Genomic DNA, 13,928 nt, shown 5'->3' with positions numbered 1-13,928 from the left:
ATTGAGAGCTATGCACAAAACTATACGCCGGATGATGCTATTGGGTAGCGGAGCCGCACTTGTAGCAAGTGTGGCTATGGCCTTTCGGCCCGCCCTGCCCGACCCGCAGCAACTGTTGCTGCTGGTCCAGCGCTTCTATGCCGAAACGCAGCCTGAAACCAGCTACCTGCACCTCAACCAGGATGCCTACGCCGCCGGCGAAACCCTGTGGTTTAAGGCCTACGTAGTGGGCGCCGGCACCCACCAGCTTGATACCCTGAGCCGGGTGCTGTACGTGGATGTGGTAACGCCCCAGCGGACGGTAGCATTCTGCCGCACGCTCCGGCTGCGCCAGGGCATGGCCGAGGGCGACATTGTACTGCCCGATACACTGCGCACCGGCATCTACACCATCCGGGCCTACACCAGCTGGATGCGCAACTGGCCCGAGGAGCTGTTGTTCACGCGGCGCGTGCCCGTGTGGCAGGCCGTAGCCCCGGCCGAAGGCGCGGAGCCGGTATCCATGCTGCGGCAGGCGGCCCTGGCCCGGCAAACCAGCCGGGTGGTAGCCGCCGCCGCCCAGCCCGATGTGCAGTTTTTTCCGGAAGGCGGCGAGTACGTGCAAGGAGCCCAGTCCATAGTGGGCGTAAAGGCCGTAACTGCTAGCGGCCAGGGCATAGCTTTGCGCGGCGTAATTCTGGATGACCGCAAGCAGCGAGTAGCGGAGTTCAGCACGCCGGCGCTGGGTATGAGCTCTTTCGCATTTACGCCCCAGCCCGGCCGCAAATACCAGGCCCAGGTAACGCTGCCCGATGATACGGAGGCGCAATATCCCTTGCCGGCCGCGCAGCCTAGCGGCTGGCTGCTGACGGTGCGTGACCTGGGCAGCCGGTACATGGTGTACGTGCGGCGGCCCGGCGGTACTGGTCCGGAGCCGCTGCAGGTGGTGGCCCACGTGCGCGGCACCCCGGTGTACGCCGGCGCCGGCACCATTGTCCCCGGCGAAACCTACGCCGCCCCCATTCCGAAGAACCGGCTACCCGCCGGGCTGGTGCACGTAACGTTGCTGGATGGCCAGAACACCGCCCGCGCTGAGCGGCTGGTATTTTCCCTGCCCGCCGCGCAAGCCACCGCGCAACTGCAGTTTGATAAAGCCGCGTACGGCGCGCGGCAACCCGTTGCGGTGGAGGTAACCCTGCGCGACGCGGCGGGCCAGCCCGTAGCCGCCGATGTATCCGTTGCCGTAGCCGCTCAGGTGGGGCTTCCTGAGCAGGGCCGGCAGGAAACCACTATGCAGGCGCACCTGCTGCTGACCTCCGAGCTGCGCGGCTACGTGGAAAACCCCGCTTGGTACTTCCGCAACACGACGCCCGCCACCCGCCAGGCGCTTGATGATTTACTACTCACACAGGGCTGGAGCCGGTTTGTGTGGCGGCAGGTAACAAGCACCGAGCCCGCTATCAACAGCTTCGATTTTCCGCTGGAGCGTACCCTTTCGCTGGGTGGGCAGCTGGTGCGCGGCAGCAAGCCCGTACCCAACGGCCCACTGCTGCTGCTGCGGAAAGGCGTGCCGGAAGTGATGGAGCTGCAGGCCAACGACCAGGGATATTTCCTGCTGACGGGCTTTTCCGGGACTGATACGGCACAAGTGCTGTTGCAGGCCCGCACCCCCAAGGGTGGCAACAATCTACAGCTACGGCTCTGGGACCGGTGGCCCGTGCCCGGCACCACCAACTGGCACCCGCGGCCGCCCCTGGCCGCCTTTACCGACCTAGAAAACACGGTGACTGCCTACGGGCTGCAGAGCCGCCGCCAGCAGGTGCTGGAGCGCCAGTTCCGGCCCGATACGACCAGCGGCATCGTCCTGCGCAACGTGACCATCAAAGGCCGGCGTCCGGACCCTGTCGACCCCCGTTCCTTACATGGGAAGGCCTCCGCTGTATTGCACACAAAGGACATTCCGGAGGCCAATACATTTCTTAACGTCTTTGAGTTGATGCGGGGCAGGCTGGCGGGCGTGCTGGTGAATGGCGGCGGCCTGAATTACTCCGTTACAATCCGTGGTTTATCCTCCATCACGCAATCCTCGGATGCCTTATATCTGCTGAATGGAATGCCGCTGGACGCAAACGGATTGTTGAGTGTACCTGTTCAGGATGTGGAGCGGATAGAAGTGCTGAAGGGGGCTGAAGCGGGTATTTACGGCTCGCGGGGCAGCAATGGGGTAGTGGCAGTGTTCACCAAAGAAGGCTCCGACACATCGGGGCGGGCGGGTTTGCCTGGCGTGGCAACCCGTCGCCTGCCGGCCTACTACCGTACCCGGGAGTTCTACGCCCCGCGCTATGAGGTGCCGGCTCCCGCCAACCGCCCCGACCCCCGCCTGACGACCCTGTTCTGGCAGCCCATGCTACATGTGCCCGCCTCCGGGCAGGCGCGCTTCTCCTTCTACACGGCCGACGCCGCCGGGGCCTTCCTGGCCCGCCTGGAAGGTGTAACCGCCGGTGGGGAGCCCGTGGTAGCGCAGGCCCGGCTGGTAGTGGAAGCCAACCGTTAATCGGCCGCGTTAAATACCAGCCGGGGCTCGGGGTGAGTGGCGTCGTAGAGGGCCAGCTGCCGGTTCCGGATGGTGTAGCGCGTAACGCTGGGCAGCAGCTCCAGATACTTGGTTTCCTGGCTTTGCATGGCGCAGGTGGCGTAGGTACTGAATTGCGGACTGAAAGTGAGCTCAGCGCTGTTGCCGGTCAGGGTGTAACTGCCCCCGTATTGGTTGCAGAAAGCCCGGCCTCCGTTGGTGCCTGTCACTGAGTTCAGCAGCAAGTCCGTGCCGGAGTTGGCATCGGCTACGGATACAGGCTGGCCCACCAGCTCCATCAGCTTCCAGCGCTGGTCCAGTAGGTACACCGGGGCGGGCATCGGCTCATTGTCTTTGGCGCAGCTGCTGAGCAGGGCGGCCAGTACCGGAACGGTGAGGCGGAGCAGTTTCATAAGAAAACGAAGACCGGGGGTGAGAGCTGTATGGGATGGAGGCCAACCCGAGCTGAATGGTTGCATACTGTACGCCCGGAGTTGGGTGGCTTGCGCCCCGCCACCGGAGATGAGTTCAGCACTATCCCGTAAAAATCCGTGCCAGGGAGTAACTGTGCTTAGGCTATACAGTGAAGCTGCTCAGCAAGCCGAAGGAACGTCATGCTGAGCTTGCCGGAGCATGACGTTGTAAGTTGCTCAGGCAGACTTTTTGATCAGATTCAATATAAGTTGTTGAATAGTAGCAAATAAAAATCCGCTTACTCTCCCACTGACTTCGGTCGGAAGGCTGCGGCCGAAACAAAATTTTCTGTGGCGGACAGGTAAATACTGCACCGAAGTTCCGGTATATTTCATTCGGCTGGTACGGCCGGTACAGTATGGGGCACGACGCTGGAAATATTTCGGAAACCGATAAGCTACCGGCCTCTGCAGCGGACAAAGCAGCAGAGGACCGGCAAGATACCTTGCCCGTTTCCGTTTCTCCTTCCCTTGGCTTGAAAGCTGCCCCGGTGCGGCAGGTACTGTTCAATGAACCCTTTCTGCTGCTGACCTATGATATGGCCAATGAACTGCTGCACGCACAGTGGCAGGGCCGCCTCACGCTGGACACCGTGCGCGCGGGGGCCGAAAGGGTGCTGGATGCCGTGCGCACGGGCCAGTACCGGCGGCTGCTTAACGATAATTCGGCCATTGTGAGCCTAGACCTGACAGAGGAAGAACAGCGGAGCTACCAGATCATGGATCGGCTGTTTGAGGCGGGCCTGCATTATCTGGCCTGGGTGTATGCCCCCGTTCACCAGGGCCGCTCCTACGCCGAAAACTCCATTGCCGTAACCACCTGGCCTTTGATTCTGACCTTTGAGGAGTATGCCCCGGCCGTGGAATGGTTGCAACAGGCTCCTTAGCGTGCGCACTGCAATGGCCGATGACGGCCCGTAACTGAATGTTTCCGGAGGGGGCTTTGTTGGGGGCATTGTTCCACTGTCTTTTTCGGCCATGCAAGTAGCACGTTGTTTCAACTGGTATGCCGGGCTGCTGCTGGCCGCATGGCCGGTAGCCGGCCCGGTCGCCAGTCCCAGGCCATCCGTCACGGTGGTAGTGTCGGCACTGGCTTCTTCTACCTCAGCTGTGAAGCTCTATTTCTACAACGTGCGGGAGAAGTTCCTGACCAAGGGCGGCTACGCGTTCATGCGGGTAGTACAGCCCGGCGGGCAGCGGCAGGTGAGCCTGCCCGTGGAGCTGCCGCCCGGCGACTGGGCCGTGGCTATTACCCAGGACGTGAACAACAACGATAAGCTGGATAAGAACCTGATGGGTATTCCTACCGAGCCCTTCGCTTTTTCCAACAACGTGCACCCCCGGTTTGCCCCGCCCGCTTTCGATGAATGCAAGTTTACGGTAGCCGAAACCGGCACGGTCGTGCGCATCAGCCTTACCCACTAGCTCTGTATTTTCCGGAAGGGATGCCCGCCCTGGGCCAGCCGCTCCGCCAGCTCTACTGCCCGGCGGGCGCGGGTTTCAGCGAGCCGGGCGGTGTCCACGTGCCGGGCCACGGCCCGACGCATACTGCCGGAAAGCCGCTGGAACTGCATATCAGCTTCGGGCCAGGCCGCCAGAGCTTCTGCCAGTTCTGAAGGCAGGTCCACCTGATCGGGGTGTGGGTCGGGGGCCAGAACAAGGGTAATCTGCCGCCCCACTTGCGCGCCGATGCGCTGGCAGAGGTCCTTATTCACCATCAGGTAGCGGCCCCCACCCCTAAGCGGTAGCAGCCCCAGCCGAACGGGGTGCCCGTTGAGTGTACCCATTACGCGCTTTACTGCTTTGCCGCCCAGTGCCGCCAGCTCCAGCGGCGGAATCACCACCACCTGGGTGGGCATAAAGCTGGGGCCCCCGGCTTCCAATAGGGCCGTAAACTGGCAGGTAGTCATGAGCAACGGGGAACCAGCGGTAAACTTTTTACCATGAATCGGGCTTGTAGCGGTTTTGAAAGTGAACTAACGCACAAGCACCATGAAAATAGAAATCTGGTCGGATATTCTGTGTCCGTTCTGCTACATCGGCAAGCGCCGCCTGGAAAAAGCCCTGGCTTCCTTCCCCCACGCCCAGGACGTGGAAATTCAGTGGCGCAGCTTTGAACTGGACCCCCAGGCCAACCCTACGCCCGGCGAAAGCCAGTACGCTCGCCTGGCCCACAAATACGGCCAGTCAGAAGCCTGGGCCCGGCAGATGAGTGCCAACATGGCTCAGTCGGCCGCCCAGGAAGGCCTGGCATTTGACTTTGACCGGGTGGTACCCGCCAATTCGTTGCGGGCCCACCGCCTGGTGCACTTGGCCGCTCAGCACGGCCGCCAGGATGCCGCCAAGGAGCGCCTGTTTAAAGCGTATTTGGAAGAAGGACTCGATATTAATGATGTAGCCACGCTCACCCGCCTCGGGGCCGAATTACAGCTACCAGCCGCTGAAGTAGAGCAGCTCCTCGCCTCCGACCAGTTTGAGCAGGCTGTGCGCTACGATGAGTACCAGGCACAGCAGTTGAACATCCGGGGTGTGCCGTATTTTGTCTTTGAGGATAAATACGCCGTTTCGGGAGCACAGCCCACCGAGCTGTTTCAGGAGGTGCTGGAGAAAGTATGGCAGGAAGGCCGGCCGCAGCCAGTGCAGCTGGCCGGCGCCGAGGGTGCCGCCTGTGGCCTTGATGGCGGGGCTTGTTAGCCTTCTTTGGGCGTTGCGTGGAAGACCACTCCGCTAGCGGGGTGGTCTTTCTGTTTACCTGGCTGCGGGATGCCGCGTGGCGTTTCGGGCGGTTGGGTGGCCGTGTTTTCTGGGGAGAATACCTACGCGGAGGCTGGGAGTCAGTCCTGCAGGCGGGGCACTGCGTGGCCGCTATTGGTAACTCCTGGCCCGCCAGGCTAGTATAGCAGGGAAGTTCTTGTCATTTGATTTAGATCCTTTCCGTATGAAAACCACCCTTGCAGCTCTTTTCCTGCTTGTAGTGCTGCTAACCGGTTGCTCGGCTCCGGTAGCAGTACAGCAGAAACCCGGCGTCGATTTCAGCCAGTACCGCACTTACGACTGGGCCAAAACCGAGGTGAAGTCGGCCGACTCCCGGAATCCAATTTACCAGAGTACTCTTAACGACCAGCAGATTCAGGATGCTATTAACGCGGAGATGGCCAAACGGGGTATCCGGCCGGTGCAGGGCCGCGCCAAACCGGATTTCTATCTTACCTACCATCTGTATATTGAGGAAGCTGAACGGACGGTAGCCAATCCGCCAGCCGCTGGCTATGCTTTCCCTTATGCCTTTTCGTACCGCGGAGCCTATCTGCCCATTAACTATGGTTACTGGTACACTACCCCATACTACAACACCGGCTACCGCACCGAAACCTATCAGGAAGGCACCATGATTCTGGATATGGTCGATGCCCGCAGCAACAACCTGGTGTGGCGCGGCTCGGTAGCCGATGCCGTGAACAATCCTGCCCGCCTGGGGAGCGAGTTTGCCAACGCCGCCAAGGATATCCTGGATAAGTTTCCGGTGGAAAAGCAGTAGTTCAACCCGCGCCCACTAAACACACGAAAGCCGCGCCTCACCAGGCGCGGCTTTCGTGTGTTTAGCGTTACCCAGATAAAGCCAGCACATAGATAAAACTGCCGTTCGGCTGCATCCGGCCGTTGAAGTCAGATTACGAGCCGTTTGTGTAGGCTACGCACGCCGCATTTGGCTTATGCTGTTCCAGCACCCATGCGCTCATACCTACCCGGGTGCCGGCCCAATAGGCAAGGCCATACTCCTGATTGGAATATGGCCTTACTGGTACCCTTTAACCAAAGGACGCTACCCGTATGCCAGGTAGTGTCCTACGTACGGTCAGCGGCGGTTAGTATGTGGAGCCGTTGGCGTTTGTCTTGCGGGTGTTGGCGTTCCGCGACTTTTTCATCGATTTGTCCTTAGCACTCATTCGTCCGGGTTTGTTCGTACGGTTCATGCGAGTTGAGCCATCTGCTTGCTGTATGGCTTGGTCGGTTGCAGTCATCTGCTCCGTTGCGGTAGCAGTGTTAGGTGCCGTACCCCGGTTGGTGGTACCCAGCGTACCTTGTGAAGTAGTGGATGTAGACTGTGGAGTGGTTTGAGCCGAAGCGGCCGATAGGCCAAGCAGCAGTGCTGCGGCGGAAGCAAAGAGAAATTTCATGACAAAAATGGTAGAGAGATACCGATGTAACGGGCCCAATGCCCATGTAGCTATACGCCTTGGCCAGATAAGGAGCTGTTCTTCGCCGCAAAAAGCCATAATTATACATGGCGCATAACTGCTCTACTAGGTCAGCCAAACATCCTTTTGGCAAGGTCCCCTTCATTGAGGCTCATTAACCCGGGTAACTTGCTAGGAAGTAGTTTGCTACGCTAACCGCAAAATACGCTTGAGCAGGAAAACAACGCTGTTTCAGGACGTAACGCCGGGTGATTCAGCAGTAGTTTGTCTCGCATAAGGCTGCACCTGATTTAAGGTGCGGCCTTACCGTGTAAGTAGAGACGCGACGAGTGCTAGCGTACTGGCAAGGCATTGCACCTACTACGTAGAACCCTTGGAGGGAGTAGCCTTTTTGTCCCTGGCATTCCGCGACTTCTGCATGGTTTTGTCCCGGTTGCCCGTACGGTTAGTGCCATTGGTGCGGTTCATCCGGGTTGAGTTTCTGGACGAGTTGGTGCCTTGCCCGTTCATGGTGCCCTGCATGGTACCCGAAGACGAGTTGCCCATTGTCCCCTGCGTTTGGGTAGAAGTAGGTGATTGGGGTGTGGTGGTGCCCGATGTGGTGCCCGTGCCCGATGTAGTGGGCGTGGTTTGGGCCGAAGCGGCAGAAATACCGAATAGCAGCGCAGTAGCAGAAAGGAGGAGGGTTTTCATGGCGTGAGGATGTGAGTGGTGAATGCGGAAAAAGACTAAAACAATAAGTTTCTATACGCTCGGTTTTATGAGGTGGTTGATAATCAATCGAGAAAGCCATAATTATGAATATGCTACGCAGGAGCTTGTGTTGCCGGTTTTTAGCATTGTGGTCGTCTGCCGATTTGGCTAGTGTATTTAAATTTGGTGAATTGAAATAGTGCTATTTATTGTGCGGTTGCATGGCCGTTTGATGGTATTGCAGTGCGTGTACTTCCCGTGACACCAGTAACTGAAGAAATCGGCTCAGCCATAGGATAATTAAGTTTTGTTCTTTTTGCCCGTTCAGCTTCTTATAGGTGAGTTCCTGCTGTATGTTTGTAAGGATGGCTCGTGCGGCCTGGTAGTACCAACTGCTGTACCCGAATGCTGACTGATGACCATAGCCGTTTGGAAGCACTCGACTCGTACGATATTCTGCACTCGGCCCAGGAGAAGCTGTTCGACGATTTAGTGGCGCTGGCCGCGTATATTTTTAGTGTGCCAATAGCGCGCATTGCTTTCGTGCACCAGCAGGAGGTGTGGCACAAAGCCAGTGTAGGCATGGAAGCCCAGCAGGTTCTGCCTCTTGAGCAAAGCCTGTGTCCCCGCGCTATTACAGCTGCTGAGCCTGTACTGGTATGTAATCACCTACTGCCCACCGATGCCTACAACACCGAGGCAATGCGGAAGCTGAAGGTGCAGTTTTACGCCGGCGCACCCATACGCACCCGGCAGGGGCAATGTCTGGGAACTATGTGCCTGGCAGCCTACGAGCCCCGGGAATTCACCGAAGCTGAGCAGCAACTGCTGCTGCAACTCGCCGACTTGGTGATACTGGCCCTGGAAGCCCGCCGCCAGGTGCTGGGCAGTGCCGACGCTGCCGGCTGGGAGCAACTGCGCCGCGAGGCCGAAGAAACCCTGCACAACCAGATGGCCGTGGTGCGCTACCTCAAAGCCCGCAGTGCCGGGCAGGTGCCCGTGCCCGATGAGCTGCTGGAACCCATTGCCAAGCGCCTGCAGGAAGTGGCCGATGTGCTGCGGATTTTGCCGGAATAGCCAGGGAATGTTGAGGCTGGTTTGTTAAGGTGAAAAGCGGCTTTTTAGTCGGAAAGAATCAGTTTCCGGGGAGCTATCCGGGCGGGGTGGGTGTTATACCTGACTATGCCGCAAACCCAGCTGTTTCCCTCGCTTGCTATCCTGGAGCCCACGCCCGCCGTGCGCACCCACGCCGCTAAGGTGTGGCTGCCCAAGCGGGTGGTGTTCACGCCTGATGCCCTCGACCAGCCCTTTGGTCAGCAGATGTTGGCGCGGGTAACCGACCAGGGGCTGGACGTGGAATTGCTGAAAACCAACCGCATCACCGGCCTGCGTGGGGCCGACGACCGGGAAACCTACCGCCGGGCCAAAAGCACCCTGGCCGTGGTGTGCGCCCCACCCAGCGCCCTGCGCCTGCAGCCCACGCCCCCTTCCGCCGACTGGCAGATGAACCTGGCCGAAGGCTGCCCTGCCCACTGCCAGTATTGCTACTTGGCGGGCAGCCTCAGCGGTCCGCCCGTGGTGAAGGCCTTTGCCAACCTGCCCCAATTGCTCCAAAACACTCAGCAGTACGAGCAGGCCGGCCGCGTCACGTCCTTTGAGGTGAGCTGCTACACCGATGTGCTGGGCATTGAGCACCTCACCGGCTCCCTGGCCGAGTGCATCCGCTACTACGGGCAGCGGGAGGGCGCGCACCTGCGCTTCGTGAGCAAATACAACCACGTGGACACGCTACTGCACCTGCCCCACCACGGCCGTACCCGGGCCCGCTTCAGCCTCAACGCCGAGCCCCTGGTGCGCCAGCTGGAAGGCGGCACGGCCTCCGTGGAAGCCCGATTGCAGGCGTTGCGGCAGCTGGCGTTACCCCGAGAGCAGGGTGGGGGCGGCTACCCGGTGGGCGTGGTGTTAGCCCCCATTATGCCGTTTCCCGGTTGGGAGGAGGCCTACCGCCAGTTGCTGGATCGGCTGGCCGCCACCCTCGACTTCCCCTGCGACCTGACGCTGGAGTGCATTACCCACCGCTTCACATCGGGCTCCAAGCAGGTGCTGCTGGGCTGGTACCCTAATACCGCCCTGGATTTAGCCGAGGAAACCCGGGCCGTAAAGCGCAACAAGTTCGGCGGCACCAAATACGTGTACCAGCCCACCGATATGCGCCAGCTCCGGGAGTTTTTCCAGGAGGAGTGGGCGGCCCGCTTCCCCCAGGCTCCACTACTGTACTGGACGTAAGCAGCAGTGTTGCTGATGGACGGAGGAGCTTGGTAGCCTTTGAGTGGACGCCAGTTGGAACAAGCTGATTTACTTGCTGTCAGGTGATTTTCGGTATATTCAACAAAGCAACTATTTGCTTGTAACCGAAAGCCACCTGCCTGATGAAAAAGCTGTTGGTAGTCGCGTGGAGTTTCGTGTTGCTAAGCATCGGGGCCCGGGCCCAGCAGCCCGCCGACCTCGTCCTGGTCAACGGCCGGGTATTCACCTCCAACCCCGCCCGGCCCCAGGCTCAGGCACTGGCCATCCGGGGGGAGCGGATTGTGGCGGTAGGCACCACGGCGGAAATTACCAGGCTGGCCGGCCCCAACACGCGCCGCCTCGATGTGCAGGGCCGCACCATCACGCCCGGCTTTAACGACGCCCACAACCATTTCAGCCCCGATGCGCCCGGCGTACACCTCACGTTCAAAACCATGGAGCCCAGCTGGGACGAAACCGCCCAGGCCCTCACGGCGGCTGCGGCCAAGGCTCCGGCGGGTACCTGGCTATTTGGCTCCATGGGCGCCACGGTAATTCTCAATGAACAGGTAAACCGCGCCGCCCTCGACCAACTGGCCCCCCGCCACCCGGTGCTGCTGCGCGCCTACTACGGCCACGGCTTCATTGCCAATTCGCTGGGGCTGCAGAAACTCAACCTCACCGACCAGCAACCCGACCCGCTGGGCGGCTACTTTGAGCACACGGCCACCACCCCGCCCCAACTCAACGGGCGCTTCTGGGAGTACGCGCAGTGGCAGCCCAGCCGTACCCTCACGCCCCAGGTGCCCGATTCGGCGGCCGTGGCGGAGCTGCGGCAGCTCTCCGAGGAAGCCGTGCGGCTGGGCATTACCTCCATGCAGCTGTTTTCGCCGTTGCCGTTTGAGCGGTTTGTGCGCCTGCTACATCAGGCCAGGCTGCCCATTCGGGTGCGGGCCATTCCGTTTTCTCCCACCACCACCCAGCAGCGCGACCTATCCGAAGTACGCCAGCTACCCAAGCCCGCCGCCCCCAACGCCAAGGTGAAGGCCAGCGGCATGAAGTGGGTGCTCGACGGCACGCCCTACGAGCGGGGCGCGGCCCTGCGCCAGCCTTACCTCGACCGGCCCAACTGGCAAGGCCGGCTGAACTTTACGGAGGCCGAAGTGGCGCGCATGGTGCAGGAATCAGTAGAGCTGAAACAGCAGCTGCTGGTGCACTGCGCCGGCGACCGGAGCGCTGAAGTGGTGCTGCAGGCCCTCGAAAACCACGGCCCTGCCACCAGCTGGCCCGCCCGGCGCGTGCGCATCGAGCACGGCGACGGGGTAGTGGCCGACCTGCTGCCCCGGGCCCAAAAGCTGGGCGTGGTAGTGGTGCAGAACCCCATGCACTTCGCCGAGCCCCAACTGTTTCAGCAGCGCTGGGGCCACACCATGCAGCCGCTCAAGTCGCTGCTCACGGCGGGGGTGCCGGTGGCCCTGGGCTCCGATGGGCCTTTGAACCCGTTTCTGAACATTATGATGGCCAGCCTCACGCCGGCCCAGCCCCAGGAGGCCATTACCCGGGAGCAGGCCGTGCAGGCCTACACCTATGGCTCGGCCTTCGCCGAATTTGAGGAAGTCAACAAAGGCCGGATTGCCGTGGGCCAGCTGGCCGATGTGGTGGTCCTGTCGCAGGATATCTTCTCGGTGCCGCCCCCGGCGCTACCCCGCACTACCAGCCTCCTGACGGTAATTGGCGGGCAGGTGGTGTACGATGCGAAAGAACTGAAGTAGGCCTATTGCCCACATGACAATAAGTAGTGACGGAGGCGCGTGGTGGAATTAGCGGTGGTGACTGGAAGCGAAGGACTGATCTAGTTTAGCTTGAGGTCGTCGCCAAGTAAGCAGGAACAGGAGCAGGCCCAGCAGTATCAATATTCCGCCGACTACGGCTAGGCCTAGTTCCTTGGGTTCTGCTTCCAAGGGACTGCGCAGGAAGGCAAGCGCCGTGTGTACATAGCTGCTTTTCTCGTAGCCCGTCCTGCCGCTGATGATGGTCGATACGAAGAGCAGCACGGGTATCAGCTTGCTTTCGCGCCGGTGCCACACAACTAGGGCTGAGAGCAGACAGCTAATAAGAACAGCAGCAAACCGAGCATAAAGTGGAGCGGCCACTAAATCGAAAGTAAGCTGACCTATGGATTGTCCGGAGGCTTTTTGCATTGCCTCTATTCCATCCCGCTGGTATACTTCCAGAAAAGACACATACGGGATAACATACAGCTGGCGGGCTCCCATAATAAGGAGGAAAGTAGCCAGGAAATGCAGAAGCAGTAAGCGCCAGTTGATAGGCCGAAAATGACGAAGCATAGTAACTAGAGTGGCAGGATACAGCCATAAAGAAAGAGATGCCGCCAATGAACCTGGCGAACATACTACTCACATTCTTTCAAACCCACGTATTTTGTGGCAACTACCGTTTTGCCCCATGCCCGATACCGCCGCCGCTGCCGGTTTCCCCCGCCTCACCTACCTGCGCATCAAAAACTACCGCGCCCTGCGCGACGTGGAGCTGCGCGACCTGACGCCGCTGACGGTGCTCATCGGCCCCAACGGCAGTGGCAAATCCACGGTGCTCGACGCGCTGGCGTTTCTGGCCGAAGCGGTGAGCGGCAACCTGCAGCAAGCCTGGGAAAAGCGCAACCGCTTCGCCGGCATGCGCACGCGGGAAATTGATGAATCTATATCTTTTGAAGTAGAGTGCTTTATTAGTGATGAAACACCTCGTTTACGTTATTTATTAAGCATTGATGAGGCGGGAGGAACGGTATTCGTATCCGAAGAAAAGCTAACAGAACCCGGCGCACCATTAGAAAGAATAATAGAGTTAGTAAGTACGGAGCCTAACCCTTTACAAACTCCAGGATACGAGAATATTTTTCGAATCAATATTTATGAAAGGGACGGTAATGAAGGCCGTTATTACACTAGTCCATCATCAGACCCAATTATATATTATACGCACATCTCCCCTATTGAAAGAGCTGACGTTGCACCTAAAACGTTAGCATTAACTAAAGTTCTTGCCTCCTACCGCCATATCGAATTCACTGACGAACATCTAAAAGGATATTCCGATGCGGGGCCGCGAGAGAAACTATCATCTAACGGTGACAACCTGCCCAATGTGCTGTATTACCTGTACACCAAGCACCCGGAGGCCCTAGTTCGCATCAGTGAAAAGTTGCGGCAGTGGGTGCCATGGTTGACTGACATTGTACCCGAAATAACATCCGACGAACGACTATTACTACGATTCCGGGATGCTGGATTTGAGAAGCCCATGCCAACCCAATATATGTCGGGTGGTACCATGAAGTTAGCGGTGTTGCTCACATTACTTTATGAGCCCAACGCCACTGGGTTAGTTGGCATAGAAGAACCCGAGAATGAACTGCATCCACGCCTATTGCTTCGTGTGGCTGAAGAATTGGTTAAGGCCACTGAAATGCGGCAATTTTTGGTTGCTACTCATTCGCCCTTCCTGATAGACGCGCTGGAACCAGAACAAGTCTGGATTTTACATCGTGGTGAGGCTGGATACACGCAATCCATTAGGCTGGCTGACATGCCCGATGTAGTGGCAATGGTTGAGGAAGGATCTAAATTAGGTTACTTGTGGGCGCGCAATTTTTTTGACGTTGGCGACCCGCTGGCTTGGTTTCCTACATATCGCAAGCAGGAATAG

Annotated in this window: 14 protein-coding genes; 9 read left to right on the top strand and 5 right to left on the bottom strand. The window is 59.2% G+C overall.

Translation table 11 applies throughout. The features are described from left to right. The first annotated feature begins 10 nt into the window (after positions 1 to 10). The gene (locus ACN19L_RS10155; protein WP_426493366.1) at positions 11 to 2,533 is read left to right on the top strand and encodes a TonB-dependent receptor plug domain-containing protein; all 2,523 of its coding nucleotides are present in this window, start codon (positions 11 to 13) and stop codon (positions 2,531 to 2,533) included. Here the strand turns inward: ACN19L_RS10155 and ACN19L_RS10150 are convergent. After that, entirely contained in the window at positions 2,530 to 2,964 is a 435-nt protein-coding gene (locus ACN19L_RS10150) for an META domain-containing protein (protein WP_426493365.1), read from the bottom strand. The two genes, ACN19L_RS10155 and ACN19L_RS10150, sit on opposite strands and share 4 nt — an antisense overlap. A gap of 536 nt (positions 2,965 to 3,500) precedes the next feature. On the opposite strand from ACN19L_RS10150, the gene ACN19L_RS10145 reads away from it, so the two are divergent. Together ACN19L_RS10145 and ACN19L_RS10140 are read left to right on the top strand one after the other, a co-directional pair. Further along, a complete protein-coding gene (locus ACN19L_RS10145) occupies positions 3,501 to 3,911 on the top strand; it encodes a hypothetical protein (RefSeq protein WP_426493364.1) in 411 nt (136 codons plus the stop codon). Positions 3,912 to 4,002: 91 nt separating this feature from the next. Continuing rightward, complete coding sequence (locus ACN19L_RS10140) at positions 4,003 to 4,449, top strand: DUF2141 domain-containing protein (RefSeq protein ID WP_426493363.1); 447 nt, start codon at positions 4,003 to 4,005, stop codon at positions 4,447 to 4,449. On the opposite strand, the gene ACN19L_RS10135 is transcribed toward ACN19L_RS10140, so the two are convergent. Next, positions 4,446 to 4,934: a YdeI/OmpD-associated family protein gene (locus ACN19L_RS10135; protein WP_426493362.1), complete on the bottom strand. Its 489-nt coding sequence runs from the start codon at positions 4,932 to 4,934 to the stop codon at positions 4,446 to 4,448. The two genes, ACN19L_RS10140 and ACN19L_RS10135, sit on opposite strands and share 4 nt — an antisense overlap. An 82-nt stretch (positions 4,935 to 5,016) precedes the next feature. Between ACN19L_RS10135 and ACN19L_RS10130 the strand changes: the two genes are divergently transcribed. Next, complete coding sequence (locus tag ACN19L_RS10130) at positions 5,017 to 5,718, top strand: DsbA family oxidoreductase (protein ID WP_426493361.1); 702 nt, start codon at positions 5,017 to 5,019, stop codon at positions 5,716 to 5,718. Between the two features lie 244 nt (positions 5,719 to 5,962). Then, positions 5,963 to 6,562: a DUF4136 domain-containing protein gene (locus ACN19L_RS10125; RefSeq protein ID WP_426493360.1), complete on the top strand. Its 600-nt coding sequence runs from the start codon at positions 5,963 to 5,965 to the stop codon at positions 6,560 to 6,562. 328 nt (positions 6,563 to 6,890) lie between these two features. Here ACN19L_RS10125 and ACN19L_RS10120 read toward each other — a convergent pair whose 3' ends face one another. Both ACN19L_RS10120 and ACN19L_RS10115 read right to left on the bottom strand, forming a co-directional pair. Further along, a complete protein-coding gene (locus ACN19L_RS10120) occupies positions 6,891 to 7,202 on the bottom strand; it encodes a hypothetical protein (RefSeq protein WP_426493359.1) in 312 nt (103 codons plus the stop codon). A gap of 381 nt (positions 7,203 to 7,583) precedes the next feature. Beyond that, positions 7,584 to 7,916 carry a hypothetical protein gene (locus ACN19L_RS10115; RefSeq protein ID WP_426493358.1) on the bottom strand — a complete coding sequence of 111 codons (333 nt, stop codon included), beginning with the start codon at positions 7,914 to 7,916 and terminating at the stop codon, positions 7,584 to 7,586. Between the two features lie 429 nt (positions 7,917 to 8,345). On the opposite strand from ACN19L_RS10115, the gene ACN19L_RS10110 reads away from it, so the two are divergent. From ACN19L_RS10110 to ACN19L_RS10100, 3 genes are all read left to right on the top strand, one after another. Further along, a complete protein-coding gene (locus ACN19L_RS10110; RefSeq protein ID WP_426493357.1) occupies positions 8,346 to 8,993 on the top strand; it encodes a GAF domain-containing protein in 648 nt (215 codons plus the stop codon). Positions 8,994 to 9,098: 105 nt separating this feature from the next. Continuing rightward, entirely contained in the window at positions 9,099 to 10,202 is a 1,104-nt protein-coding gene (locus ACN19L_RS10105; protein WP_426493356.1) for a spore photoproduct lyase family protein, read from the top strand. A 143-nt stretch (positions 10,203 to 10,345) separates the two neighbouring features. Beyond that, positions 10,346 to 11,974, top strand: a complete 1,629-nt coding sequence (locus tag ACN19L_RS10100; protein ID WP_426493355.1) for an amidohydrolase — start codon at positions 10,346 to 10,348, stop codon at positions 11,972 to 11,974. A gap of 48 nt (positions 11,975 to 12,022) precedes the next feature. On the opposite strand, the gene ACN19L_RS10095 is transcribed toward ACN19L_RS10100, so the two are convergent. Next, positions 12,023 to 12,550, bottom strand: a complete 528-nt coding sequence (locus tag ACN19L_RS10095; RefSeq protein ID WP_426493354.1) for a hypothetical protein — start codon at positions 12,548 to 12,550, stop codon at positions 12,023 to 12,025. 118 nt (positions 12,551 to 12,668) lie between these two features. On the opposite strand from ACN19L_RS10095, the gene ACN19L_RS10090 reads away from it, so the two are divergent. Then, complete coding sequence (locus ACN19L_RS10090; RefSeq protein ID WP_426493353.1) at positions 12,669 to 13,928, top strand: AAA family ATPase; 1,260 nt, start codon at positions 12,669 to 12,671, stop codon at positions 13,926 to 13,928.

The organism is Hymenobacter sp. 102 (assembly GCF_049949205.1).
Lineage (GTDB): Bacteria > Bacteroidota > Bacteroidia > Cytophagales > Hymenobacteraceae > Hymenobacter.
Note: the sequence above shows the minus strand (reverse complement) of the source record. Positions and strands in the feature narration are given on the sequence as shown.

What these genes read in the sequence shown, in the direction of transcription:
- ACN19L_RS10155 (WP_426493366.1), top strand. Translation starts at nt 11, where the DNA reads ATGCACAAAACTATACGCCGGATGATGCTATTGGGTAGCGGAGCCGCA.
- ACN19L_RS10150 (WP_426493365.1), bottom strand. Translation starts at nt 2,964, where the DNA reads ATGAAACTGCTCCGCCTCACCGTTCCGGTACTGGCCGCCCTGCTCAGC.
- ACN19L_RS10140 (WP_426493363.1), top strand. Translation starts at nt 4,003, where the DNA reads ATGCAAGTAGCACGTTGTTTCAACTGGTATGCCGGGCTGCTGCTGGCC.
- ACN19L_RS10135 (WP_426493362.1), bottom strand. Translation starts at nt 4,934, where the DNA reads ATGACTACCTGCCAGTTTACGGCCCTATTGGAAGCCGGGGGCCCCAGC.
- ACN19L_RS10130 (WP_426493361.1), top strand. Translation starts at nt 5,017, where the DNA reads ATGAAAATAGAAATCTGGTCGGATATTCTGTGTCCGTTCTGCTACATC.
- ACN19L_RS10125 (WP_426493360.1), top strand. Translation starts at nt 5,963, where the DNA reads ATGAAAACCACCCTTGCAGCTCTTTTCCTGCTTGTAGTGCTGCTAACC.
- ACN19L_RS10120 (WP_426493359.1), bottom strand. Translation starts at nt 7,202, where the DNA reads ATGAAATTTCTCTTTGCTTCCGCCGCAGCACTGCTGCTTGGCCTATCG.
- ACN19L_RS10115 (WP_426493358.1), bottom strand. Translation starts at nt 7,916, where the DNA reads ATGAAAACCCTCCTCCTTTCTGCTACTGCGCTGCTATTCGGTATTTCT.
- ACN19L_RS10105 (WP_426493356.1), top strand. Translation starts at nt 9,099, where the DNA reads ATGCCGCAAACCCAGCTGTTTCCCTCGCTTGCTATCCTGGAGCCCACG.
- ACN19L_RS10100 (WP_426493355.1), top strand. Translation starts at nt 10,346, where the DNA reads ATGAAAAAGCTGTTGGTAGTCGCGTGGAGTTTCGTGTTGCTAAGCATC.
- ACN19L_RS10095 (WP_426493354.1), bottom strand. Translation starts at nt 12,550, where the DNA reads ATGCTTCGTCATTTTCGGCCTATCAACTGGCGCTTACTGCTTCTGCAT.
- ACN19L_RS10090 (WP_426493353.1), top strand. Translation starts at nt 12,669, where the DNA reads ATGCCCGATACCGCCGCCGCTGCCGGTTTCCCCCGCCTCACCTACCTG.